General features: G+C 71.4%; 21 protein-coding genes. 7 read left to right on the forward strand and 14 right to left on the reverse strand.

The annotated features are described in order from the left end of the window. Positions 1 to 773 precede the first annotated feature (773 nt). Positions 774 to 2,120, forward strand: coding sequence for an aspartate aminotransferase family protein (locus KBX71_RS11265; RefSeq protein WP_210817889.1), 1,347 nt, complete (start codon positions 774 to 776; stop codon positions 2,118 to 2,120). A gap of 114 nt (positions 2,121 to 2,234) precedes the next feature. Here KBX71_RS11265 and KBX71_RS11270 read toward each other — a convergent pair whose 3' ends face one another. Then, a complete protein-coding gene (locus tag KBX71_RS11270) occupies positions 2,235 to 2,603 on the reverse strand; it encodes a DUF3499 domain-containing protein (RefSeq protein ID WP_210817890.1) in 369 nt (122 codons plus the stop codon). Positions 2,604 to 2,756: 153 nt separating this feature from the next. Between KBX71_RS11270 and KBX71_RS11275 the strand changes: the two genes are divergently transcribed. Beyond that, on the forward strand, positions 2,757 to 3,206 hold the full coding sequence (locus tag KBX71_RS11275; protein ID WP_074316962.1) for a metallopeptidase family protein: 450 nt from the start codon (positions 2,757 to 2,759) through the stop codon (positions 3,204 to 3,206). Positions 3,207 to 3,319: 113 nt separating this feature from the next. Here KBX71_RS11275 and KBX71_RS11280 read toward each other — a convergent pair whose 3' ends face one another. The 6 genes from KBX71_RS11280 to KBX71_RS11305 form a co-directional block, all read right to left on the reverse strand. Further along, positions 3,320 to 3,577, reverse strand: coding sequence for a WhiB family transcriptional regulator (locus KBX71_RS11280; protein WP_007455784.1), 258 nt, complete (start codon positions 3,575 to 3,577; stop codon positions 3,320 to 3,322). Positions 3,578 to 4,035: 458 nt separating this feature from the next. Beyond that, positions 4,036 to 4,365 carry a phospholipase gene (locus KBX71_RS11285; protein WP_210817891.1) on the reverse strand — a complete coding sequence of 110 codons (330 nt, stop codon included), beginning with the start codon at positions 4,363 to 4,365 and terminating at the stop codon, positions 4,036 to 4,038. A gap of 20 nt (positions 4,366 to 4,385) precedes the next feature. After that, positions 4,386 to 5,780: a DUF4331 domain-containing protein gene (locus KBX71_RS11290; RefSeq protein WP_210817892.1), complete on the reverse strand. Its 1,395-nt coding sequence runs from the start codon at positions 5,778 to 5,780 to the stop codon at positions 4,386 to 4,388. Positions 5,781 to 5,838: 58 nt separating this feature from the next. After that, positions 5,839 to 6,117, reverse strand: a complete 279-nt coding sequence (locus KBX71_RS11295; protein ID WP_210817893.1) for a hypothetical protein — start codon at positions 6,115 to 6,117, stop codon at positions 5,839 to 5,841. A 38-nt stretch (positions 6,118 to 6,155) separates the two neighbouring features. Then, entirely contained in the window at positions 6,156 to 8,699 is a 2,544-nt protein-coding gene (locus KBX71_RS11300) for a bifunctional FO biosynthesis protein CofGH (RefSeq protein WP_210817894.1), read from the reverse strand. Positions 8,700 to 8,863: 164 nt separating this feature from the next. Next, entirely contained in the window at positions 8,864 to 9,904 is a 1,041-nt protein-coding gene (locus KBX71_RS11305; RefSeq protein ID WP_210817895.1) for a hypothetical protein, read from the reverse strand. A gap of 98 nt (positions 9,905 to 10,002) precedes the next feature. Here KBX71_RS11305 and cofD point away from each other — a divergent pair, with 98 nt between their 5' ends. Continuing rightward, the gene (gene cofD, locus KBX71_RS11310; protein ID WP_210817896.1) at positions 10,003 to 10,950 is read left to right on the forward strand and encodes a 2-phospho-L-lactate transferase; all 948 of its coding nucleotides are present in this window, start codon (positions 10,003 to 10,005) and stop codon (positions 10,948 to 10,950) included. Then, the gene (locus KBX71_RS11315) at positions 10,947 to 12,032 is read left to right on the forward strand and encodes a coenzyme F420-0:L-glutamate ligase (RefSeq protein ID WP_210817897.1); all 1,086 of its coding nucleotides are present in this window, start codon (positions 10,947 to 10,949) and stop codon (positions 12,030 to 12,032) included. Before cofD ends, KBX71_RS11315 begins: the two co-directional genes overlap by 4 nt. 19 nt (positions 12,033 to 12,051) lie before the next feature. Here KBX71_RS11315 and KBX71_RS11320 read toward each other — a convergent pair whose 3' ends face one another. Together KBX71_RS11320 and KBX71_RS11325 are read right to left on the reverse strand one after the other, a co-directional pair. Next, a complete protein-coding gene (locus tag KBX71_RS11320; RefSeq protein ID WP_210817898.1) occupies positions 12,052 to 13,050 on the reverse strand; it encodes a helix-turn-helix transcriptional regulator in 999 nt (332 codons plus the stop codon). Positions 13,051 to 13,327: 277 nt separating this feature from the next. Beyond that, on the reverse strand, positions 13,328 to 14,374 hold the full coding sequence (locus KBX71_RS11325) for a hypothetical protein (RefSeq protein ID WP_210817899.1): 1,047 nt from the start codon (positions 14,372 to 14,374) through the stop codon (positions 13,328 to 13,330). Positions 14,375 to 14,413: 39 nt separating this feature from the next. Here KBX71_RS11325 and KBX71_RS11330 point away from each other — a divergent pair, with 39 nt between their 5' ends. Then, positions 14,414 to 15,031, forward strand: coding sequence for an NUDIX domain-containing protein (locus KBX71_RS11330; RefSeq protein ID WP_210817900.1), 618 nt, complete (start codon positions 14,414 to 14,416; stop codon positions 15,029 to 15,031). On the opposite strand, the gene KBX71_RS11335 is transcribed toward KBX71_RS11330, so the two are convergent. Together KBX71_RS11335 and KBX71_RS11340 are read right to left on the reverse strand one after the other, a co-directional pair. After that, on the reverse strand, positions 15,000 to 16,091 hold the full coding sequence (locus KBX71_RS11335) for a mannose-1-phosphate guanylyltransferase (RefSeq protein ID WP_124822199.1): 1,092 nt from the start codon (positions 16,089 to 16,091) through the stop codon (positions 15,000 to 15,002). The two genes, KBX71_RS11330 and KBX71_RS11335, sit on opposite strands and share 32 nt — an antisense overlap. A gap of 63 nt (positions 16,092 to 16,154) precedes the next feature. Beyond that, complete coding sequence (locus tag KBX71_RS11340; RefSeq protein ID WP_196928281.1) at positions 16,155 to 17,300, reverse strand: glycosyltransferase family 1 protein; 1,146 nt, start codon at positions 17,298 to 17,300, stop codon at positions 16,155 to 16,157. A 152-nt stretch (positions 17,301 to 17,452) separates the two neighbouring features. Between KBX71_RS11340 and KBX71_RS11345 the strand changes: the two genes are divergently transcribed. Further along, complete coding sequence (locus KBX71_RS11345; protein ID WP_210817901.1) at positions 17,453 to 18,142, forward strand: TIGR03089 family protein; 690 nt, start codon at positions 17,453 to 17,455, stop codon at positions 18,140 to 18,142. Positions 18,143 to 18,240: 98 nt separating this feature from the next. On the opposite strand, the gene KBX71_RS11350 is transcribed toward KBX71_RS11345, so the two are convergent. Together KBX71_RS11350 and KBX71_RS11355 are read right to left on the reverse strand one after the other, a co-directional pair. Then, positions 18,241 to 20,238: an acetoacetate--CoA ligase gene (locus KBX71_RS11350; protein ID WP_210817902.1), complete on the reverse strand. Its 1,998-nt coding sequence runs from the start codon at positions 20,236 to 20,238 to the stop codon at positions 18,241 to 18,243. A gap of 143 nt (positions 20,239 to 20,381) precedes the next feature. Next, a complete protein-coding gene (locus KBX71_RS11355; protein ID WP_091394150.1) occupies positions 20,382 to 20,900 on the reverse strand; it encodes an acyl-CoA thioesterase in 519 nt (172 codons plus the stop codon). 23 nt (positions 20,901 to 20,923) lie between these two features. On the opposite strand from KBX71_RS11355, the gene KBX71_RS11360 reads away from it, so the two are divergent. After that, positions 20,924 to 21,595 carry a hypothetical protein gene (locus KBX71_RS11360; protein ID WP_210817903.1) on the forward strand — a complete coding sequence of 224 codons (672 nt, stop codon included), beginning with the start codon at positions 20,924 to 20,926 and terminating at the stop codon, positions 21,593 to 21,595. A 49-nt stretch (positions 21,596 to 21,644) separates the two neighbouring features. Here KBX71_RS11360 and KBX71_RS11365 read toward each other — a convergent pair whose 3' ends face one another. Further along, the gene (locus KBX71_RS11365; protein ID WP_247683292.1) at positions 21,645 to 22,937 is read right to left on the reverse strand and encodes a multidrug effflux MFS transporter; all 1,293 of its coding nucleotides are present in this window, start codon (positions 22,935 to 22,937) and stop codon (positions 21,645 to 21,647) included. Positions 22,938 to 23,131 lie beyond the last annotated feature (194 nt).

A 23,131-nucleotide genomic window follows, 5' to 3' on the forward strand; every position in this document is an offset into this window, starting at 1 on the left:
GACGCCGCTTGATGCACGTTGCGGCGGACGATAGCCACGCTGCGTGTCCGTGTCTGCGATCTACCGGCGTGTTGCGGTGTGACGTGTTGTCGCGCATTCCGGACGCCCCCCGACCGCCCCCGAAGTGCCCCACCAGCGTCCCAACGCCCGCGCCTCGCCTCCCCGACCCCGCGTCACCCCGACACCCGGCCCGCGTCACGCGACCCACAACCCGCGCCTCTCCGACCCCCGCGTCACCCCCGCCCTCCGCGTTGGTCCACTCGACTTCATCGATATCGCGGTATCAACCTCGCCCAGCCACCGCGATTACAGCGAACCGGAGTGGATCGAGCCGGCGGCCGAGGGAGGCGCTACCACCAGGCGGGCCCTTTGGAGCTGATGTCGCAAACGAATCGGCAGCCGGCAGGGCCAACGTTGCCGCGACGCACACCGCGACGGCGGCTCGACGGCGCCATCGAACTGCGGACCGGCTCGCCCACCGGCACGCGACCTGGGTAGCCGAGCGCCATCCCAGCCAACGGCCATGATGTCGCAGACGATTCAGCTCCAAAGGCACCCACCAGCACACCTCCGACCCCTGCCGACGGCCGAACCAGCAGTCCGGGGGGCAGTGCGGATTCCGTTGCATCCACGACACCTGCACGCTAAATCCGTCGCCAACCGACCGTGATACCGCCGATAACACTTGCCTCCAAGGTTGGGACTGTGCGATAACCGTTGGCAGAGCGGCCGGCCTCACTCCTTTGACCGGCCCCGACGACGATGGGGCTGACATGGCCAACGCCACCGACCACCTCTGGATGCACTTCACCCGGATGGCGAGCTACTCCGCCGGCGAGGTGCCGACCATCGTGCGCGGCGAGGGAGCGTACGTGTGGGACGCGCAGGGTCGCCGCTACCTGGACGGGCTCGCCGGGCTCTTCGTGGTCAACGCCGGTCACGGCCGCACCGAACTGGCCGAGGCTGCCGCCAAGCAGGCCGGCGAGCTGGCCTACTTCCCGCTCTGGTCGTACGCGCACCCGAAGGCCATCGAGCTGGCCGAGAGGATCGCGGCGCTCACGCCCGGCGACCTCAACCGGATCTTCTTCACCACCGGAGGCTCCGAGGCTGTCGAGGCGGCGTGGAAGCTGGCCCGCGCCTACTTCAAGCGCACCGGCAAGCCCAACAAGTACAAGGTGATCAGCCGATACATCGCCTACCACGGCACCTCCATGGGTGCCCTGTCGATCACCGGCCTGCCGGGCATCAAGAGCGACTTCGAGCCGCTGGTGCCGGGGGCGATCAAGGTGCCGAACACGAACTTCTACCGGGCGCCCGAGCACGGCGACGATCCCGAGGCGTTCGGCCGCTGGGCCGCCGACGAGATCGGTCGGGCCATCGAACGGGAGGGGCCGGACACTGTCGCCGCGGTCTTCCTGGAGCCGGTACAGAACTCCGGCGGATGCTTCCCACCCCCGCCCGGCTACTTCGAGCGGGTACGGGAGATCTGCGACCTGCACGACGTACTGCTCGTTTCGGACGAGGTGATCTGCTCGTGGGGGCGGTTGGGCGAGTACTTCGGCGCCGCGCGCTACGGCTACCAGCCGGACATCATCACCACCGCCAAGGGCATCACCTCCGGCTACGCTCCGCTCGGCGCGATGATCGCCAGCGACCGGCTGATGGAGCCCTTCCTCACCGAGACCGGCATGTTCGCCCACGGGGTGACCTTCGGTGGGCACCCGGTCTCCTGCGCGGTCGCCCTGGCCAACCTGGAGGTCTTCGCCCGCGAGGACCTGGTCGGGCACGTACGCGCCAATGAGGACGCGTTCCGGGCCACCCTGGAGAAGCTGTACGACCTGCCGATCGTCGGCGACGTCCGCGGCGACGGCTACTTCTACGGCATCGAACTGGTCAAGGACAAGACCACCCGGGAGACCTTCACCGAGGCCGAGTCGGAGCGCCTGCTGCGCGGTTTCCTCTCCACCGCCCTGTTCCAGGCGGGCCTCTACTGCCGGGCCGACGACCGGGGCGACCCGGTCATCCAGCTGGCCCCACCCCTGATCGCCGAGCAGCAGCACTTCGACGAGATCGAGCAGATCCTCCGCACGGTCCTAACCCAAGCCTGGACCAAGCTCTAACCCCGCCAACCCCCTGTTGATCATGAAATTATTGCCATGACACGCCGAGGCGAGTGGCAATAACTTCATGATCAACGCCGGCAGGGCGGGGCCGGGAGGCCCGAGGGGCCGGGGTTAGTGGTTGGGGGGGATTACTCGTAGGTGGCCTCGGCGGCCGGTTTGGTGGGGGCTCTCGGGACGGTTCTGGTCCGGTTCCGGGGGGCGGGGAGCCGGGCGGGCGGCCTCGCGGACCGCTTCGGCCAGCGCGACCAGGTCGTCAGTGGTGGGTGGCGGCGGCTCGAACTCGCCCTCGTGCCGGACGACGTCCCAGCCCCGCGGAGCCGTGAGGCTGCGGGCGTGCGGCTCGCACAGGTCGTACGTGTGCGGCTCGGCGAACGCCGCCAGCGGCCCCACCACCGCTGTCGACTCGTTGTAGACATAGGTCAATGTGGCGACCGCTTGCCGGGGGCAGCCGTTACGGGAGCAGCGCCGTGGTGACCTCACGTGCGGCAGGGTATCTCCATTACCGGGTCCGGCGCATCGCTTCGCGTTGCGACACGCCCGTCATGGTGATCACAGTCGACCGTCCTGGGCGCGCCGCGCCACGGGAGTGGCGCTGCCGCTGGCCAGCCTGAGACGGGCGCTACCCTTTGCCTCATGACGAGCCCGGAACACCGCCGCCCCGGCTCCGGCCGGCGTGCGCATCGTGACCGGCACGGGCGCGGCCTGCGTGGGCGGCTGGTGCCGGCCACCGTGCCGCTGGCGCGGACCAAGGCCGAGGTCTTCGACGACCTGGTCCTGGACACCGTGGAGACGCTGGAGCGTCGGTTCGCCAAGGAGTTGGCCGGGGTCGAGTTCGCGGTCGAGGACGTCCCGCCGGACCTGAACGTCTACGACTCGGATGTGCTGGAGGACGGCGAGGTCCCGCTGGCCCGGCTGCTGCCCGGCCGCCCTGGCCGGCAGGAGGTGCCGCCGCGGATCGTGCTGTACCGACGGCCCCTGGAGTTCCGGGCGATGGACCGTGAGGACCTCGCCGATCTCGTCCATGACGTGATCATCGAACAGGTGGCGAACCTTCTCGGTGTGGACCCGGACGAGCTCGCCTGAGCCAACCCCAAGCGGAGAGTCGGGCGGCCCCCACCGCCTCGACCTCACACCGCCCGGGCGGCCCCCCGCCCAGACCTGCACCGCCCACGCGGCCCCGCCTCGACCTGCACCGTTCAGGCTGCGCGCCGCTTCAACTTGCGCCGCTCCCGCTCGGAGAGCCCACCCCAGATGCCGAACCGCTCGTCGTGCCCCAGAGCGTATTCGAGGCACTCGGTCTTGACCTCGCAACGCGAGCAGATCCGCTTCGCCTCGCGGGTCGAGCCGCCCTTCTCGGGAAAGAACGCCTCGGGGTCGGTCTGCGAGCACAACGCCCGCTCCTGCCACTCCGGCGCGTTTCCGAGCAGGTCGGCCACCTCAAGCTGGCCGTCCATCAAATGCCTCCTTGTCGCGCACCGGCGTCATCGCCGCTGCAACCCCCCACGCGAAAGGCGTGCTTGTCCGTCCGGTCCCGTTTTGTTGCGTTCCGTGCGAACAACCCCATTCAAATTACACGCGTGTAATGCGTGCGCCGTCAAGCCAAACTTGATAATGGAGTCGCCCTCCCGACACCCCCGGACGGCCACTCGGGTCGTCCAGCCTCGCAACCTGCCCTATCGATTCAGACCCCGGCCGAGTAACGCCCTCTCCGGCGAGTTGCCCGACTTTTCTGCCGTGGCGCTCCCCCGACGAGTCGCCGACCGGAGGGCACCAGACATCTCCACCCCTAAGCTGATCTTGGTGGGGGACAGGTTAACGCGACGCGGCGCAGACTGCCCGTCGAGCTGCGGACAGCACTTGCGCCCCGTCCACATTGTGGACGGGGCGCGGCGGTAGAACCCTTGAGTCGAGGTCAGCCAGCGACCCCGAACCCGCTGCTCGGCCAGGCAAACTCGGCTATCGCTCCACCATGGACAGAAATCGTGCCGGCGGACGTACGGTCGTCCCACCAGACGGTATAGATCCCACTCGGCAGATCGGGATAGACCGCACTGTGGAACGAGCCGTCCCGCACCCGACGCTCGCGCACCGCCGAGTGGACCCGCCGGTCGTCGTCGCGACTGATCTCGATCTCCCTGCCGTGCAGATCCCGACCCGTGTAGATGATCAGGGCACCGGTGTCGCCGCCCAGATCGAGGACGACGGTCCCGGTCTCCGACGGTCCGTACGCGTGTTCGTGCATCCGCTCGCTCCCCGCGCCGATCAGGACGCCGCCGGCGGGTTGTTGAACCCGTCGTACGGCGTACCCAGGTAGGGGAAGTTTGCGAGGAACGGCGCGGTCACGTCGGCGGCGCTCAACCCCGGGGTGACCGCGGCGGCCGCCGCGTCCGGTCGGAACGTCTTGTCCACGAGCGGGACGGTGACCCCGGCGATCGCCCGCAACGCGATGCTGACCACGTCGTCACCGACCCGCCGCCCGTTCGGGAACCCGGCCAGGTCGCCGCCGAGCACCCCGAACCGGTCCGGACGCTTGGACGGCGGGATCGCGGTGTTCAGTCGCAGCATGTCGGCCTGCACGTCGCCGGTGGCGTTGGTGAAGCCGTCGATCAGCCCGGCCGGCACGCCGGTGAGCAGGATCGCCACCAGGTCGGCGCGGGCCTTCTTGGCCTTGGTGAGCTTGTCCAGGTTGGGGAAGACGTCCGGGTAGAGCGCCGGCAGCAACGCGGCCAGTTCCGGCTGCTCGACGAACTGGGCGAACCGCTTGTCCTCCGTCGGCGGCAGCGAGTTCCACAGGTCCTTCTTGGACATCGGCACGATGACCTCGTTGAACAGTGGATTGCCCAACCGCGAGACCTGGGTGAACGGGCCGGTGGAGGTGTCCGCCCCACCCCGGTCGCCGAGCACCCGCACCTGCCGGCGCGACGCCGACGTCCACACGCCGATCACCGATGCCTGATCGGCGGCACCGTACCGGTTGGCGCGCCGACGCACCCGCTCCAACGGCACCTGCACCGCGATGCTGTGCACGTTCATCCGGTCGGTGGCGTTGACCGGTTCGCCCTCGGCCTTGAAGATCTTCTTCCCGGCGACGTGCAGCTGCTGGAACGGCCGCAGCGTGCCGAGGTCGAAGATCGCCCCGAGGTCGACGAAGAACCCGTCGGCGCGCTGCCCAGCGAAGACCCGCTCCCCCGTGGAGAGCGAGTAGGTGGCCTGCCGCACCAGGTCGGCGTACTTCGGGGTGGACAGCGGGCCGACGTTGCACGGCGGGCACTGCAGCTTGTGCGCCAGCCGGTGCTCGCGGCCGTCGGCCACGCGGGTCAGGCTGTAGAACTGCCGCCGGTTCCAGTTCTTGCTGTCCAGCGAGTCGATCGGGCCGGTGTTGTAGAGAAAACTGTTCGGATTGGTGATCTCAGTGGTGAATTCGAACCGGTAGGTCACATCCGGACGACCGTCGCCGTCGTTGTCGATATGGATCTCGTACCGCACGTCGTCGCCGAACTCGAAGAAGTTCGGGCCCCCGGAGGGGAGCTGCAACGGCACGTAGTTGGCGATCAACGTGACCGTGTCGCGTTTGTCGGGGCTGACGAACGCGTACAGGTCGGAGCTGTCGGCGACCGGATCCTTGGCTATCTCCGGGGCCTCGCGGTGGGAAGACATGGCGGACCAACCTCACTGGGCGGGGAACAGGACGGCGGGGCAGGGCGGGGTGCCGAGGTCAGCGCCGGGCGGCGCGCCGCAGCCGGTCCGCCAGGCCGCGGTCGCGTACCTCGATCCGCCTCTCACCGACGAAGACGTCCATCGTTCCGGAGTCGGCGTCACGCAGGTGCACGACGATCGGTTCGTCGGCTCGTCCGGCCGTACCGGGGGCGTTCTGCGCGGCCGACAGGCCCGGCACTGTGAGCGCGGCGGCGCCAAGTGTGGCGCTGGCCGCAGCGGTCAACGTCTGCCGGCGGGTCAGACGCGGCCACTGCCGCTTCCGCTGATCACTGGTCATGCCGCGTGGTACGGCCGGCGACGGGGAAAGGTTCGACGTCAGGGCCGAGCGTGACCGTACGCGGTCGTTCGCTTGCGCGCCGGACGACCGGCGGCCTTCGCGATGGCCCGCAACTGCTCCTCGGTACGCGCCGAACCGTTGTCGGAGCCGGCCATCCGGGAGATCGTCTCCTCCATCAGCGTGCCACCGAGGTCGTTGCAGCCGCCCTGGAGCATCGCGACAGTGCCCTCGTCACCGAGCTTCACCCAGGAGCACTGGATGTTGTCGATCCGGCCGTGCAGCAGCAACCGGGACATGGCGTGCACCACCCGGTTCTCCCGCCAGGTCGGCCCCGGTCGGGCGATACCCGCCAGATAGATCGGAGCATTGGTGTGCACGAACGGCAGCGCCACGAACTCGGTGAACCCGCCGGTGCGGTCCTGCACCCCGGCCAGCACCCGGAAGTGCGCCAGCCACTGCCCGGGGTGGTCGACGTGGCCGTACATCATTGTGGAGCTGGACCGGATGCCCAGCTCGTGGGCGGTGCTGACCACCTCGACCCAGGCGGCGGCCGGGAGTTTGCCCTTGGTCAGCACCCAGCGCACGTCGTCGTCGAGGATCTCGGCGGCGGTGCCGGGGATGGTGTCCAACCCGGCCTCGCGCAGCTGGAGCAGCCACTCGCGGACCGACACCCCGGCCTTGGCGGCGGCGGTGACGATCTCCATGGGCGAGAACGCGTGCACGTGCATGTCGGGCACCCGGGCCTTGATGGCGCGCACGATGTCGGCGTATCCGGTGACCGGCATCTTCGGGTCGATGCCGCCCTGGAGGCACACCTCGCTGGCGCCGGCCGCCCACGCCTGCTCGGCCCGGTCCGCGACCTGGTCGACGGAGAGCCGGTACGCGTCGGCGTCCCGCTCACGCTGCGCGAAGGCACAGAACCGGCAGCCCACGTAGCAGACGTTACTGAAGTTGATGTTGCGGTTGACCACGTAGGTGACGTCGTCGCCGACCGCCGCGCGGCGCACGTCGTCGGCGAGGCGGCACAACTCGTCGAGCGCCGGCCCGTCCGCGCCGAACAGCGCCAGCGCGGCGTCTGTGTGCCCTGCGTCGAGCAGCGCCGCCGGGTCGTCGGCGGCGAGCTTGAGCCCGGCCGCCAGGTCACGGTCCGTGTCACTCCCGGCCGGTGCCGGGGGTACGCCCGCCCGGCGCGCGGTCGCCTCGGGGCTGACCTTGCCGGCGACCTCGGCCCAGTCGCCGTAGACGCTGTCGAAGTCACCGCGCCGGTCGTCGGTGCGGCCGGTGGTGTCGATGGTGGCGTGCAGGTCGACCCGCCCGCCGAACACCTCCTCCGGCTCCTGCCAGGGTCGTCCCTGCGGCATCGCCGACTCGACAGCCATGCCGGTGCTCGGGTCTGCCAACGCGTTCACGTGCGGCAGCAGCCGTGGGTCGAGCCACGGGTCGCCCGCGCGCACGTACTCCGGGTAGATCGTCAACCGCTCCCGCAGCGTGAACCCGGCCAGCTCGGTGTGCCGGGCCAACTCCTCGATCTGCGGCCAGGGGCGCTCCGGGTTGACGTGGTCGGGGGTGAGCGGGGAGACGCCGCCCCAGTCGTCGATGCCGGCACGCAACAGCAGGTCGTACTCACCGGAGATGAGATTCGGCGGGGCCTGGATCCGGGCCTTCGGGCCGAGCAGCAGCCGGGCCACCGCCACTGTGGCCGCCAGGTCGTGCAGCTCCGCGTCGGGCATGCCGCGCATCGCCGTGTCCGGCTTGGCGCGGAAGTTCTGCACGATCACCTCCTGGAGGTGGCCGTACTCCCGGTGGGCGCGGCGGATCGCGAAGAGCGCGTCCACCCGCTCCGCCGGAGTCTCCCCGATGCCGATCAGGATGCCGGTGGTGAACGGCACCCCCACGCGGCCCGCGTCCTCGAGCACCCGCAACCGGACCGCCGGCTCCTTGTCCGGTGAGCCGTAGTGCGGGCCACCCGGCTCGGACCAGAGCCGCGTCGCTGTCGTCTCCAGCATCATGCCCATGCTCGGCGCGACCGGCTTGAGCCGTTGCAGCTCCGACCAGGACAACACCCCCGGGTTGAGGTGCGGCAACAGGCCAGTCTCCTCCAACACCGCCACCGCGCAGGCCCGCAGGTAGTCCAGGGTCGAGTCGTAACCGCGTTCGTCCAACCAGGTCCGGGCCGCCGGCCAGCGTTCCTCCGGCCGGTCACCCAGGGTGAACAGCGCCTCCTTGCAGCCCTGCGCGGCACCGGCCCGGGCGATCGCGAGGACCTCGTCGCGGTCCAGGAACGGCGCCGGCAGCCGGTGCGGCACTGTCGCGAAGGTGCAGTAGTGGCAACGGTCCCGGCAGAGCCGGGTCAGCGGGATGAAGACCTTCTTGGAGTACGTGACCACGCCCGGCCGCCCGGCGTCCCGAAGCCCGGCGTCGCGGATCCCACCGGCCAGCCGGAGCAACTCGTCGAGCGCGTCGCCACGAGCGGACAGCAGCGCGGTCGCCTCGTCGACGTCCAGCGCCCGCCCGTTCGCGGCCCGGCCCAGGGCCCGCCGCACGCTCGCGTCACTAGGGCCGGAGTGGGTGCGATCAACCATCCACTCACCCTATGCGCAGCGCGACCCTCACCCGCCGCCCCACCCGGCCCCCACCCGGCCCCCGTCCCGGTTGATCATGAAGTTATTGTCGCGACACGCCGTGTGATCGAGCAATAACTTCATGATCAACGAGGGTCCGTGGGGGCCGACGGGGTTGGGGGAACTTAGCGGGGCTGGTCGGGGTGGTCGTTGGGCCTGATGTGCTGGGTACGGTCGGTGTCCGGGTCGGCGGGGTGCGAGATGACCTCGGTCGGATCGGCGGACTGGCGCGGGATGGCCTGGGTGGGGTCGGCCGACGGCGGCTGCCCGAACGGCGGCGCGGCCGGGGACGGGGTGGCCAGGGACGGCGGCGCCGACTGGGGGGTGGGGGTCGCCGGCGGCGCGGACTGCGGGGCCTGGAACGGCGGCGCGGACTGCGGCGTGGCCGGGAACGGCGGGGCCGACTGGGGGTGCGGCGGCGCGGACTGCGGGAACGGTGGGGCCGACTGCGGGGGCTGGAACTGCGGCGACGGCTGGCCGTACTGCGGGTAGCCGCCCGGCTGGCCGGCCTGCGGGTGCCCGACGCCCGATTGACCGGCCTGTGGGTAGCCGCCCGGCTGGCCGGGAGCGGGCCAACCGCCCTGCGGCTGGCCACCGGGCTGACCCGGGGCCGGCCAACCGCCCGGCTGCTGCGGCCAGCCCGCCTGCGGCTGACCGTAGACGCCCGGCTGGGGCTTGGGCCGCGGCACGTAGTAGTGGGCACGCCAGATGGTGTAGACCACCCAGGCGGCGATCGCGAAGATCACCATCCAGGCGAACCGGGTGAGCACACCGAGCAGCGCGTCGAGCACCTCGGCCTCGGCCAGCCGGCCCACCGTCCAGATCAGCATGGTCAGCGTGCCGAACACGGCGCTGACCGCGTACTCGATGAGAGCTGCCTGCGTGATCAGCTTCGCCTTCGCCAGGACCGGCGAGATGTGCGTGGCCAGCAGCACCGCCAGCAGTGGGAGAACCACCGCCTCCACCCCGATGAACGCGTAGAAGGCGCTGCCCGCGCGGTCGGTGAAGGAGCTGTAGTCGTTCGGGGCGATGAACCGGAGCAGGCCCACGAAGAGGAACACGGCGTTGGCACCAAGCAGCGCGAGCGCGGCTAGCTCACGTAGTGGCTTGGTCAGCTGGCGGGCCTGCGTCGCGTCGGAGGACGCGGGCTCGGCGGGGCTGGTCACGAGCTCCCCCTCGGGGCATGAACGGACAGGGCGCACGTGAGCCTAGTCTCTAGGGCCACCCAGGGATCGCAGGCGTCACGTGCGCGAGGATGGTCGACATGCGCATCGTGGTTCTGGCCGGCGGCATCGGCGGCGCCCGGTTCCTGCTCGGGGTCCGGGCGTACGCCCGTGACGTCGGCGCGGAGGTGACCGCCGTGGTCAACGTCGGCGACGACCTGTGGTTACACGGGTTGAAGATCTGCCCCGACCTGGACAGCGTCATGTACACGCTCGGTGGGGGCGCCGACCCGGAACGGGGTTGGGGGCGGGTCGGCGAGAGCTGGACGGTCAAGCAGGAGCTGGCCGCGTACGGGGCACAGCCGACCTGGTTCGGCCTCGGCGACAAGGACATCGCCACCCACCTGGTCCGCAGCACCATGCTCAACGGCGGTTACCCGTTGAGCGCGGTCACCGAGGCGTTGTCCAGCCGCTGGGAGCCGGGCGTACGCCTGTTGCCGGCGACGGACGACCGCCTGGAGACCCATGCCGTGGTGGAGGACGACGAGGGTCAGCGGGCGATCCACTTCCAGGAGTGGTGGGTGCGGTACCGGGCCGACATTCCCACTCACCGTTTCGTGTTCGTCGGTGCGGAGACGGCGAAGCCGGCACCCGGGGTGCTGGACGCGATCGCCTCGGCGGACCTGGTGCTGATCGCCCCGAGCAACCCGGTGGTGAGCGTCGCGCCGGTGCTGGCCGTACCGGGGCTGCGTGCGGCCGTGGCGGACGGCCCGGCGCCGGTGGTGGGCGTCTCCCCGATCATCGGCGGCGCGCCGGTCCGGGGGATGGCCGACCGGTGCCTGGCCGTGCTCGGTGTGGAGTGCAGCGCGGCGGGGGTGGGTCGGCTCTACGGCGGCCGGGCGAGCGGTGGCCTGCTCGACGGTTGGCTGGTGGCCGAGGAGGACGCGGGCGCGGTGGTGCCCGAGGTGACGGTCCGCGCGGTGCCGCTGCGGATGACCGACGAGGCGGCGACGGCGGCCATGGTCCGCGCCGCGGTGGAGTTGACGTGAGGCTGGAGATTCTGCCGGTGCTCGGCATCGGTCACGTGACCGAGGGTGACGATCTGGCCGCGGTGATCGCGACCGCCGCGCCGTGGCTGCGCGACGGCGACGTGCTGGTGGTGACCAGCAAGATCGTTTCCAAGGCGGAGGGGCGGCTTGTCGACGTGCCGGCGGACGGGCCGGAACGGCTGGCCGCACGGGACGAGGTCCTGGCCGGTGAGACCGCCCGGGTGGTCGCCAGCCGGGGGGCTACCCGGATCGTGCAGACCCATCACGGCTTCGTGATGGCCTCGGCGGGGATCGACGCGTCGAACGTGGACAAGACCCAACTGGTGCTGCTGCCGGTCGACCCGGACGCCTCGGCGCGGGCTCTGCGCGACGCGCTGCAGGAGCGCTACGACCTGGACCTGGCCGTGATCATCACCGACACGATGGGCCGGCCCTGGCGCAACGGGCTCACCGACGTGGCGCTCGGCGTGGCCGGGATGCCTGCCATCCGGGACCACCGGGGCGAGGTCGACCCGTACGGCAACGAGTTGCAGTTGACCCAGATGGCAGTGGTGGACGAGCTGGCGGGTGCCGGTGAGCTGATCAAGGGCAAGTGCGATCAGGTCCCCGTCGCTGTGGTGCGGGGTTACCTGCCCGCCACCAGCCCGGACGACGCCGGTGGTGCGCGGGCGCTGATCCGCGACGCGGCACAGGACCTGTTCTCGCTCGGTAGCGCCGAGGCCCGCGCCGCCGGGCTGGCCGACGCCGCAACCCTGGCCGATGGTCCCGGTCCGACGCCGGCCGACCTGACCGTGGTACGCCGGGCGATCGACGCGGTAGCCGGGGTGGTCGCCCCCGGCACGGTCTTCACTCTGGTCGACGAGGCCGAGGTACGCGCCGGACTGGTCGCCGAGATGCCCGGGTGGCCGGACGGCGCCGCCCTGCTGCTCGGTTCGGCCCCGACGCCCGTCGAGCCGATGGGTCTGGTCCGTTTCGGCGCCGATCTGCACCGACTGCGCGCCGCCCTGGCCGCCGAGGGCGTCGGATCGACACTGTTGCCGCCACCGCCCGGCAGCCCGGCGAGCGCCGCGCTCGCGCTGTAGCCGGTGCGGAACGGCCGGGTCACGCGTCCAGCATGGCCCGGCCCAGCGGGGTCAGCGTGTGCAGCACGCTGTTGCGTTCGCGGTGGCTGACCAGCAGGCCAGCGTTGCGCAGCACTGTGGCGTGCTGGCTCGCCGCCGCCGGTGAGATGTTGAGCTGGCGGGCGACCTCGCCGGTGGTGCAGCCGTCGTCGCTGGCCTGCAACACCGCCGCCCTGGTGCGGCCCAGCAGCGCGGCGAGTGAGTCGCGGGCGGCACCGGACGCGGCCGCACCGCTGGCGTCGGCCGACACCAGCCCGCCCAACCGGTCCACCGGGTAGACGAGGACCGGTGGCAGCGCCGGGTCGAGCAGTGCGACAGGGGTGGCCGCGCAGAAGAACGACGGCACCAGCAGCAGCCCACGGCCGTCCAGGTGCAGCTCCCGGCTGTGCGGGTAGCTGCGGACCTCCAGGACCCCGCTCTCCCAGCGCATCGCCGGCCGGAGACTGGTGAGCAGGCCCTCGACACCACCGTCGAGCAGTGCCCGCGCCCGCCGCGCGCGGTCCGCCGCCACCGCGGCCTGGATCCGGCTCCAGTACGGGCTGATCGCCAGCGACCGGTACTGCTCCATCGACTCGGCCAGGTGGTGCAGCGCCGACACCTCGCCCCGGGCCAACGCGGACGCCGAGGAGGGCAGCTGATTCTCCGAGGCCAGCACGCTCAGGTCCCGGTGCAGCAGCTCGGCGGGGGTGCGGCGGAGCGCGTCCAGCCCGGCCTCGAAGCCTTCGACGCTGGCGTACGGGGTGAGGAAGTCGGGGAAGTAGCCACGCGGCGGGTTCAACGCGAAGAGCAGACGGAGCTGCTCGGAGGCTGAGTCCTGGCGCAGGTCCCGGGCCACGCTGCGCCGCCAGTTGGCGGTCAGCGGATCGCGGGTGCGGCCGCGCAGCACGTGCAGGCTGAGGACCAGCTCCCAGACCGGGTCCGCCGCCGGCGCCACCCGGGTTCGGAGGATGTCCTCCCCAGAAAAGTGGATCTTCAGCATGGAGCACTCCCGTGTCGCCAGCAGGGGGATGCCGGTTGACCGTTCGACTCTACCTGGCCGGCACTAATCTCCATCTTTAAGCCTGGACTGAAAAACCTCGACGCCCCCGGGGCCGGTTCGGCATGCTTCCCATGCCCGAACACGGCGCCGCGCGTCCTCGACGCCCGTGCTGCCGGGGCACCGGGACCGGGGAGGCCCCGGTGATCGGACGGCACCACGAGGGTCTGCGGCCCTTGCTCCGCAGAGGTGCCGTCCGGTCATCCCACCCCGCGCCGGTTCAGCCGACCCAGAGCGCAACCCGATGGTCCTCGTCCGTGACGTAGAACGGTCGCCCGTCCACCTCGGCCAGCCCTTCGACGTGGTGAAACGGCGCCAGGTCCGCCACTGTCTCCCCGACGAGCCGGCGTTCGTCGCCCGACTCGACACCGGGTAGCCGGAAGCGGACATGCCGGGAGGTGACCTCGCCCCCACCCGGATGGTCGTCGAGCAGGACCGACCCCTTGCCCAACGCGTCGATCGAGCCGATCACGGCCGCGTACCCGCCGTCCACGGTCGGGGTTATCGCGCGGAAGCCGGTCAGCTGCCCCGGCGGGGTGACAGCGGTCAACACGTACGCGCCCAACGCCCGCGGCCACGCCGGCTCGGCCGCGAACATGCCCGGCACACCGGCCACCTCGACCAGGATCGGCTCACCGGCGTCGGTGACCGGGAAACGCAGCCCGAGCAGCACCGTCCCGGCCGGGGTGAAGGCCGCCGCCTCCACGTTCAACGGCAGGTCGTCCGGGGCCAACCGGCTCACCCAGCTCTTCTCCCGGACGGTCCCCCGCGCCAGCGTCTCCACGATGAACCGTTCCCGCACCCGCTCCCCCGCCGGCAGGACTGTCAACGGCGACGCGGCGAGAGCGTCGTTCACCGCCCGGTGCAGTCGGAACGAGTTCCGCACCACGTGCACCGGCACCGGCCCCGCCGCCGCGTCGTCCTCGCGGAACCGGGCCACGAAGGCGCGCCGAGGTCGCAGCGGGCCAGCCTTCGAGCCGAAGTGGGAGCCGAAGACGTACACCCAGCCGTCGTGGTGGGCGAGCGCCTCACCGTCCTCGGTCCGCCCGTTCTCCACACCGGCGTCCGCCCGCACGTGCCGGGCCGTCCACTCGCCGTCATCCCGCTCCAGCAGCAGCGCGAGGCAACGCTCCACCGGCCCCTCGTCCAGCACCGTCCAGAAGCCCCGCCGGGCACCGTACGCGCGCAGCAGCGCCGCCGACCGCACCGGCAACAGATCGCTGGCCTCGTTACCGGCCACCACGAATTCGACGAGTCGTAGGGTCACCGAGCCAGCGTACGGAGCACACGCTCGTACAGTGGCGGGGTGCCCGACACCGTGATCACCGGCCCGACCGCCCACACGATCGACCCCGAGGGGTATGCGGCGCTGCACGCCGACGCCACCGCCCTGCTGGAGGGCTGGCAGCCCACCAGACCGGACGCGGCCAGCGCGCGGGACCGGACCCTCGCCCTGCTCGCCGCCGGCCCGATAGCGATGAGCCGGCAGCACCGGCCGGGGCACATCACCGCGAGCGCGTTGGTGCTGGACTCCACCGGCTCCCGGGTGCTGCTCTGCCTGCACGTCAAGTTCGGGCGGTGGGTGCAGCTCGGTGGTCACTGCGAGCCGATCGACCAGACCCTGGTCGGCGCCGCGCTCCGCGAGGCCACCGAGGAGTCCGGGATCGCCGGCCTGCGCATCGACCCGGTGCCGATCGACGTGGACGTGCACCAGGTGCAGTGTCAGGGCGGCTCGGCGCACTACGACGTCCGGTTCGCCGTGCTCGCCCCACCCTCGGCGGTGGAGCAGGTCAGCGACGAGGCCGAGGAGCTGGGCTGGTTCCCACCGGACCAGCTGCCCGAGCCGCTGGCCGGCGGGACCGTCCAACTGATCGCACCGGCCCTCGCCGCCCTCAGACGTAGCCCTCTTCGCCTCGCTCCTTGAGCTCGTCGACCAGGGCCTTGACGTCCTGCGCCCGGTCGCGCGGGCAGACCAGCACCGCGTCCGGGGTGTCCACCACGATCAGGTCGCGCAGACCGAGGACGGCCACCAACCGACCCGACTGCGGCACGACCACGAGGTTGCTGCTGTCCCGTAGCAGCACGCCCGGCTTGGCCTCCGTGCCGAGCACCACGTTGCCCGCCTCGTCGGCCGGCAGCACGTCGCCCAGGGTGTGGAAGTCACCGACGTCGTTCCAGCCGAAGTCGCCAGGCACCGTCGCGACGCGACCCGCCGTGGCCGCGCCCTCCATCACCGCGTAGTCGACGGAGATCTTCGGCAGGGTCGGCCAGATCGCGCCCAGGACCTCGTCCTGCTCCGGGGTCCCCCAGGCGGCGGCGATCGCGGTGACGCCGGCGTGCAGCCCCGGCTGCTGGCGGGCCAGTTCGGCGAGGAAGACGTCCACCCGCCACACGAACATGCTCGCGTTCCACAGGTGCCGGCCCGAACGGACGTACGCCTCGGCGACCTCGGCGGCCGGCTTCTCCTTGAACTCGGCCACCGGCCGCCACGGCACGCCCTCGGTCGGGTCGCCGGTCTCCAGGTAGCCGTAGCCGGTCTCCGCGCGGGTCGGGGTGATGCCGACGGTCATCAGCATGCCCTGCTCGGCCCCGCGGACCGCCTGCTGGACCGTGCCGACCCAGCTGTCCGGGTCGCGGATCAGGTGGTCGGCCGCGAAGCTGCCCATCACCGCGTTCGGGTCGCGCGTCGCGATCACCGCGGCGGCCAACGCGATCGCCGCGCAGGAATCCCGGGGGGAGGGCTCGACCAGGATGTTGTCCTCCGGCAGCACGGTCAGCTGCCGTGCCACCGCCGCCACGTGCGCGGCACCGGTGACCACGAGGGTCCGGTCCGGTGTGGTCAGCGGCGCGAGCCGTTCCACTGTCGCCTGGAGCAGCGAGGCGCTGGTGCCGGTCAGCGGGTGGAGGAACTTGGGATGGCCAGCACGGGACAACGGCCACAACCTCGTGCCACTGCCACCTGCCGGAATGACCGCATAGAGCATCCGCACATCATGCCCGACGTTCCCGCCCAAAGTGGCACGGGTCACCGGCAGTGGCGCGAAGGGTCAGGAGCGGGCGCGGCTCCACGCGGCGATGTGCACCTCGGCGCTGGACTCCCAGGTGAACTCCTTGGCCCGGTCGAAGCCCGCCTTCGCCAGCGACAACCGCCGCTGCTCGTCGTCGAGCAGGGCGGCCAGGTCGGTGGCGATCTGCTCCGGGTCCTCCGAGGTGTACGCGACGGCGTCGCCGCCCACCTCGGGCAGTGAGAGCCGGGGCGTGGTCAGCACCGGGGCGGCGCACGCCATCGCCTCAAGGATCGGCAGCCCGAAGCCCTCGCCGTAGGACGGGTACGCGGCGACCAGGGCGCCACCGAGGAAACCCGGCAGGTCGGCGTAGCGCAGGTAGCCGGGACGCAGCAGACGCAGATGCGACGGAACCTCGGCCACCGCCCGGTCGATGTCTTCGTCGTGCCCCTGCCCACCGGCGATCACCAGGGCCGGCGGGTCGACCCGATCGGCCACCGCCCGCGCCCAGCCACGGATCAGGTTGGGCACGTTCTTCCGGGGCTCCTTGGCGCCGAGGAAGGCGACGTAGCTGCTGTTGCCCAGCCCCAGACGGGCGCGTACGCGGGCTTTCTCCTCCTCGGTGGGAGCGTGGAAGGCAGCCTGGTCGACGCCGTGGTAGGCGACGTCGATACGGGTCGGGTCGGCGTCGAGCAGCCGGATCAGCTCGTCGCGGGTGGCCTTGCTGGGCACGATCACCCGGTTGGCGCGGCGCATCGAGGTCTTGATGGCGCTGCGGAAGAACGTGCGGCGGGACTTGTCGTAATGCTCCGGCTCGGTGAAGAACGTCGCGTCGTGCACGGTGACCGTGACAGGACACCCGGCCCGCAGCGGGCAGGTGTAGAAGGGCGAGTGCAGCACCTCTGCGCCCACCTGTTGGGCGAGCAGCGGCAGGCCGGTCTGCTCCCAGGCGAGCCGGGCCGGGCGGTGCGCCACGGCGGCGGGGGCGGGGATGATTTCCGCGCCGGGCAGCATGCGGGTGTAGCGCTCCAGATCGGTGCGGAGACTGACCACCGCCAGCTCCACCCCCGACCCGCACACCTTGCCGAGGGCACCGAGTAGACCGTCGACGTATCGACCGACACCACCACGGTCGGTGGGGACACTCGTGGCGTCGATGAGCACGCGGGGCGGGCGACCGGCGGTCACGGGGCGACTCCTTGTAATGGCGGGTCTGTGGGGAACAACACTCCGGGGCAAGCCTACGCCGGAGCGCGGGGCCGACGCTGACTGCGACCCGACGGTACGCCGACTTGTCACCGTCATCGAGTACGGCCCGCAGGGGCGTATCGTTCGCGCCGATGGCCGACAACATTGCCCGGGTGTTCGCCGACGCGATCGCGACCGACCCGACCCGACCGCTGCTCACCTGGTACGACGACGCCACCGGCGACCGCACCGAACTTTCCGGCGCCACCCTGGCGAACTGGGTGGCGAAGACCGCCAACCTTCTCGTCGACGAGGTCGGCCTCGCGCCGGGCACCCCGGCCGGCGTGCTGCTGCCGCCACACTGGCAGACCGCGGCGGTGCTGCTGGGCTGCTGGTCCGCCAAGCTGAGCGTCGTGGACACCCCGGGCGACGTGGGGGTGATCTTCGCCGCCGCCGACACGTTCGACGAGGCGCAGTCCTGGTCCGCCGACGAGCGGTACGCCCTCGGGCTGGCCCCGCTCGCCGCCCCACTACGGCAGGTGCCGCCCGGGTTCGCGGACTACGTCGTCGAGGTACGCGGACACGGTGACCACTTCACGGCACAATCTGGTCCGGGCCCCACCGACGCGCACCTGCTGGGCCGCGCCGACGCCCGCGCCACCGAGTTGGGCATCGAGCCCGGCGCACGGATCCTCATCGACGCCACCCGCTACCCCGACCCGGTCGACTGGCTCCTGGCCCCGCTCACCCGAGCAGCCACCGTGGTCCTCTGCGCCAACCAGGACCCGACTCGCCTGCCAGCCCGCCTGACCGCAGAAAAAGTCACCCACCCCCTCCCCTAACCACCCCACCCCGCCGATCTTGCAGTTTCGGTTGTCGGGATGCGTGGAATGCCCCTTAGGTCGGGACAGAAAGTGCAAGATCGCGGGAGGGTTGAGGGTCAGGCTGGGGTCCGGGATTTCGCCAGGGCGGCGAAGGCCGTCAGGGACTCGGGGTTGGCCAGGGCCCCCTTGGCCGCGGCCTGGTCGACCGGAGTGCCGGTGAGGATCTTCTTGACCGGCACCTCCAGCTTCTTCGCCGAGAGGGTACGGGGCACCGAACGCACCTGATGGATCTCGTCGGGCACGTGCCGGGGTGAGAGCGCCGAGCGCAGTTCACGGCAGATCTTCGTGCGCATCGGGTCGTCCAACTCCAGACCCTCGGCCAGCACCACGAAGAGCAGCAGCTCACCGGCACCGCCCTCGTCGTCCTCCAGGTGCACGACGACCGAGTCGACCACCTCGTCGAGCCCTTCGACGACCGAGTAGAACTCGGCGGTGCCGAGCCGTACCCCACCACGGTTGAGGGTGGCGTCGGAGCGTCCGGTGATCACGCAGCCACCCCGCTCGTTGATGGTGATCCAGTCACCGTGCCGCCAGACGCCCGGGTAGACGTCGAAGTACGCCTCGAAGTAGCGGGTGCCGTCCCTGTCGTTCCAGAAGCCCACAGGCATGCTCGGCATCGGTTCGGTGATCACCAGCTCGCCCAGCTCGCCGATGACCGGCGTGCCGTCGGCGGAACGGGCCTCCACCTTCGCGCCCAGCGCCCGGCAGGCGATCTCACCGGCGTACACCGGCAGCAGCGGCACCCCGCCGACGAAGCCGGTGCACACGTCGGTGCCGCCGGAGAGCGACTGGAGTTGGAGGTGCTCGCCGACGGTCTCGTACACCCAGCGGAAGCCCTCGGCGGGCAGCGGCGCACCTGTGGAACCCACGCCGCGCAACGCCGACAGGTCGGCGACGTCCCGGGGGACCAACCCGGCCTTGCGGCAGGCCAGCAGGTACGGCGCGGAGGTGCCGAAGTACGTGGTGCCGGTCTCCGCCGCCAGCCGCCACAGCCCGCCGAGATCCGGCTCGGCCGGCTGGCCGGGCTCCGCCCGGACCCCTGGGTTGCCGTCGAAGAGGACGATGGCCGCACCCACCGCCGGGCCGGAGACCAGGAAGTTCCACATCATCCAACCGGTGGTGGTGAACCAGAAGAACCTGTCGGTCGGGCCCAGGTCGTGGTGCAGGGCGAGCATCTTCAGGTGCTCCAGCAGGATGCCGCCGTGGCCGTGCGCGATCGGCTTCGGCAGCCCGGTGGTGCCCGAGGAGTAGAGCACGTAGAGCGGGTGGTCGAACGGCACCGGCGTGAACGTCAACGGCTCGTCGGTGGGCGCAGCCAGCTCGGCCCAGCCCAGCGCGCCCTCGGGCGCGGTGCCCGTCGGGTCGAGGTAGCCGATGCTGACGGTGTGACGTACCGACGGCAGGGCGGCCCGGATCGCGGCGACCTCGGCACGCCGGTCCACCGGCTTGTCGCCGTACCGGTAGCCGTCCACGGCGACCAGAACTGTCGGTTCGATCTGCTGCCAGCGGTCGGTGACACTGCGGGTGCCGAACTCGGGCGCGCAGGACGAGAAGATCGCGCCCAGGCTGGCGGTGGCCAGCAGCAGGACGTACGTCTCAGCGATGTTCGGGGCGTACGCCGCCACCCGGTCACCGGCGGTGACGCCGAGCCGGCGCAGCCCGGCCGACGCCCGGCGGACCTGTTCGCGCAGCTCACCGGCGGTCAGCGTGACCGGCGGGCGGGTCTGCCCGTGGGAGATCACCACCGGGTCGTCGTCGGCCCGCCCCGGCATCCGCAGCACGTTCTCCGCGTAGTTCAGCGTGGCGTCGGGGAACCACCGGGCGCCCGGCATTTCCCGCTGGGCCAGGGTGGCGGTCGGCGGGGTGTGCGCGATCACCTCGAAGTGGTCCCAGATCGAGCGCCAGAACCCGTCCAGGTCGGTGGTGGACCAGCGCCACAGCGCGTCGTAGTCGGCGAAGTCCAACCCGCGGTGCTCCCGCAGCCAGCGCAGGTAGGCGCCGATCCGGGACCGCTCGCGTACGTCCGCCGGCGGCGCCCACAGCATGTCACCCACTGCTCCACCCTCCCCCTGGCCCGACACGACACTGTGACTGGGCCGTGGCGCCATCTTGCCCTACCTCGAAGCGCCATTCTGCGCACCGGGTGGGCCGACCGACGCGTGCCCGTCCCACACTCCAACCCGGCATCTCATGTGGGTCAGCCGGCGCGGTGGGCCTGGATGGCGCGGCGGCGGGCGAGACGGTGTGCACGGCGGATCTCCGCCTCCTTGTACCGGCGCTCGTCCTCCGCCGTCTCCGGGAGCACCGGGCGGACCGCCCGCGGCGCCCCACCCACGTCCACGCCGACGAACACCAGGTACGCGGTGGCCACCCGGACCGGCGCGTCCTCGGCCGAGTCCCACCGCTCGGCGACCACCCGCACGCCCACCTCCATCGAGGTCTGGCCGGTCCAGTTGACCTGGGCGTGCGCGTGCACGAGATCACCGACCCGGACCGCCTCCGAGAAGACGATCTCGTCGATCGCCGCCGTCACCGCGGTCCCGCCGCTGTGTCGGGCGGCAGCGGCCCCGGCCACGTCATCGACGAACTTCATCAGAACCCCGCCGTGCACGGTGCCGTAGAGGTTCACGTCCACCGCGGTCATGATCTTGCTGAGAGTGACGCGCGAGTACGACGTCGGCTTGCCGGTCGGAGCGGCGGAGAGGTGCTCAGTCATGTCGAAAACGGTACGGTGCGCGGATGCGACATCTCTGGAGCTTCCTCGCCGGGCTGGTGGTGGCGCCCATCACCTGGGTGCTGGTCACACTGGGGCAGGACGGGTCGAGCCGGACGGTCGACCGCTGGGTGGAGACCGGCACGTTCAACACCGCGAACCTGATCGAGCCGGCCGTCTATCTCGCCGTCGGCGGTGTCCTGCTGGGCCTGCTCGGCACGCTGCGCTTCTCGCCGCTGGGCCCGTTGGTGGCCGGGGCGCTGCTGGTCACCCCGTACATCGGGATGTTCGTGGCGCCCTTCTCGGTACGGGACACGATCCCGCACGAGTGGAAGGTGTTCGGCGACCCGTTGCCGCTGCGACTGCCCGTGGAGAACGGCACGCTCTTCCTGATCGGCCTGCTGCTGCTGATGGCGACCTTCAGCCAACAGCGTTGGCGGCAGTGGCCGAGCCCGGCGACCGATGCGGCCACGGCACCCACCCCCGCGTCGGACGGCGGCCCCCGCAACGACGACTTCACGTTGACCGACTGGCCGACCCCCACGCCCGCCGAGCGGGACACCGCGCCCCTCACTCTGGGTTACCCGGCCGACTCGACACCTACCGAACCGCTGCCCCGCCGAGTGGGCGGCGAATCACCCTGGTCCGCCCCACCGCGCGGTCAGCCGCGCCCCGAGGACACCACCGAGATCCGCTGATCGTCGGGGCGGGCCGGTCAACCGGCCCGCCCCTTTCGTTCCTTCTGGGCTAGTGCAGCGCGACCGCCAGGTCCCTGTCGACAGTGCCGAGGCTGGCGCGGGGAACGACGAAGAGCATGACGATCAGCGCGGCGGCCATGCCGCCCGCGATGACGATCGCCATCGGTACGCTCCCGGTGCCAAACAGACCGGCCAGTGGCGCCGACACCGCACCGATGCCGAACTGCACCGCGCCGAGCATCGCCGCGGCGGTGCCAGCGGCCTCGCTGTGCCGGCTCATGGCCAGTGCGGGCGCGTTCGGCAGGGCGAGGCCGGCGGCGGCCAGGACCAGCCACAGTGACGCGAGCAGGGTGCCCAGGCCACCGACGCCGGTCGCCGCGAACATGACCAGCAGCAGGCCAGCCGCCGTTCCGCCGATCAGGGCGCTGACCAGGATCTGCTGCGAGGTGTAGCGGCGCAGCAACCGCACGTTGAACTGGGTGGCCCCGATCAGGCCCACCGCGCCGGCACCGAAGGCGATGCCGAACTGCTGCTCGTCGAGGCCGTACTCCTGCTGGAGCACGAACGACGAACCGGAGACGTACGCGAACAGGGCCGCCATCGCCAGCCCGGCGACCAGCACCAGACCGACGAACGCCCGGTCGTTGAGCAACCCCCGATAGTCGCGCAGGGTGGCGCTCACGCCGCCGTGCCGCCGACGCGCCACCGGAAGGGTCTCTGGGAGCCGGAACGCGGCCACGACGATCAGCAGCGCGCCCAGCACCGCCAGCGCCGCGAAGACGCCCCGCCAGTCGGTCCAGCCCAGCAGGCCGCTGCCCAGCGTCGGCGCGAGGATGGGCGCGAGGCCCATGACGAGCATCAGCCGGGAGAAGATCCGGGCGAAGGAGGCACCGCTGAACAGGTCGCGGACCACGGCCGTCGCGACCACTGTGGCAGCGGCGACGCCGAGCCCCTGGAGTACGCGCAGCCCGCCGAGCACCGCGATGTTGGGTGCGAAGACGCACAGCACGGATGCCACGATGTGCGCGGCCAGGCCGGCCAGCAGCGGCACCCGCCGCCCGACCACGTCGGAGAGCGGCCCGATCAGCAACTGGCCCAACGCGAGGCCGACAAGCGTGCCGGTCAGCGTCAACTGCACAGCGGTCTCGGTGGTCTGCAGGCCCGCCGTGATGGCGGGCAGCGCGGGTAGGTACATGTCGATGGTCAACGGCCCGATCGCGATCAACGCGCCCAGCACGAGGACGAGCTGCGCACGCTGCCGGTTGGTCATGAGGTCGCCGGGCAGCACCTCTTGCGCGACGGCGGAATCGCGTCCGGTCTTGTCCACCAACTGCTTCATCATCTCGATCTCTCTGCGGAAGCTGGTGCGTCGTCACGAGCGGCGGCGCTGGGCGGCACCGGGACCGCGCGGACGCGGCGGCACGGTGTGGGTGCCCGGCGGTGGGCGGCGTGGACGTGACGAGGCAGGGTCGTGGCGGGGGTGGCCGGGTGGGCGATGATCCAAGGGTCATTCCCTCGGTCGGCAACACCTCGGCG

The sequence above is a fragment of the Micromonospora sp. D93 genome, assembly GCF_018070365.1.
GTDB classification, from domain to species: Bacteria; Actinomycetota; Actinomycetes; order Mycobacteriales; family Micromonosporaceae; genus Micromonospora; species Micromonospora ureilytica.

Coding starts and splice junctions, on each gene's coding strand:
- KBX71_RS11275 (WP_074316962.1), top strand. CDS start 2,757: ATGACGAGCCCGGAACACCGCCGCCCCGGCTCCGGCCGGCGTGCGCAT.
- KBX71_RS11320 (WP_210817898.1), bottom strand. CDS start 13,050: ATGCTGAAGATCCACTTTTCTGGGGAGGACATCCTCCGAACCCGGGTG.
- KBX71_RS11290 (WP_210817892.1), bottom strand. CDS start 5,780: ATGTCTTCCCACCGCGAGGCCCCGGAGATAGCCAAGGATCCGGTCGCC.
- KBX71_RS11360 (WP_210817903.1), top strand. CDS start 20,924: ATGCGACATCTCTGGAGCTTCCTCGCCGGGCTGGTGGTGGCGCCCATC.
- KBX71_RS11355 (WP_091394150.1), bottom strand. CDS start 20,900: ATGACTGAGCACCTCTCCGCCGCTCCGACCGGCAAGCCGACGTCGTAC.
- KBX71_RS11365 (WP_247683292.1), bottom strand. CDS start 22,937: ATGATGAAGCAGTTGGTGGACAAGACCGGACGCGATTCCGCCGTCGCG.
- KBX71_RS11285 (WP_210817891.1), bottom strand. CDS start 4,365: ATGCACGAACACGCGTACGGACCGTCGGAGACCGGGACCGTCGTCCTC.
- cofD (WP_210817896.1), top strand. CDS start 10,003: ATGCGCATCGTGGTTCTGGCCGGCGGCATCGGCGGCGCCCGGTTCCTG.
- KBX71_RS11335 (WP_124822199.1), bottom strand. CDS start 16,091: ATGCTCTATGCGGTCATTCCGGCAGGTGGCAGTGGCACGAGGTTGTGG.
- KBX71_RS11280 (WP_007455784.1), bottom strand. CDS start 3,577: ATGGACGGCCAGCTTGAGGTGGCCGACCTGCTCGGAAACGCGCCGGAG.
- KBX71_RS11295 (WP_210817893.1), bottom strand. CDS start 6,117: ATGACCAGTGATCAGCGGAAGCGGCAGTGGCCGCGTCTGACCCGCCGG.
- KBX71_RS11345 (WP_210817901.1), top strand. CDS start 17,453: ATGGCCGACAACATTGCCCGGGTGTTCGCCGACGCGATCGCGACCGAC.
- KBX71_RS11300 (WP_210817894.1), bottom strand. CDS start 8,699: ATGGTTGATCGCACCCACTCCGGCCCTAGTGACGCGAGCGTGCGGCGG.
- KBX71_RS11265 (WP_210817889.1), top strand. CDS start 774: ATGGCCAACGCCACCGACCACCTCTGGATGCACTTCACCCGGATGGCG.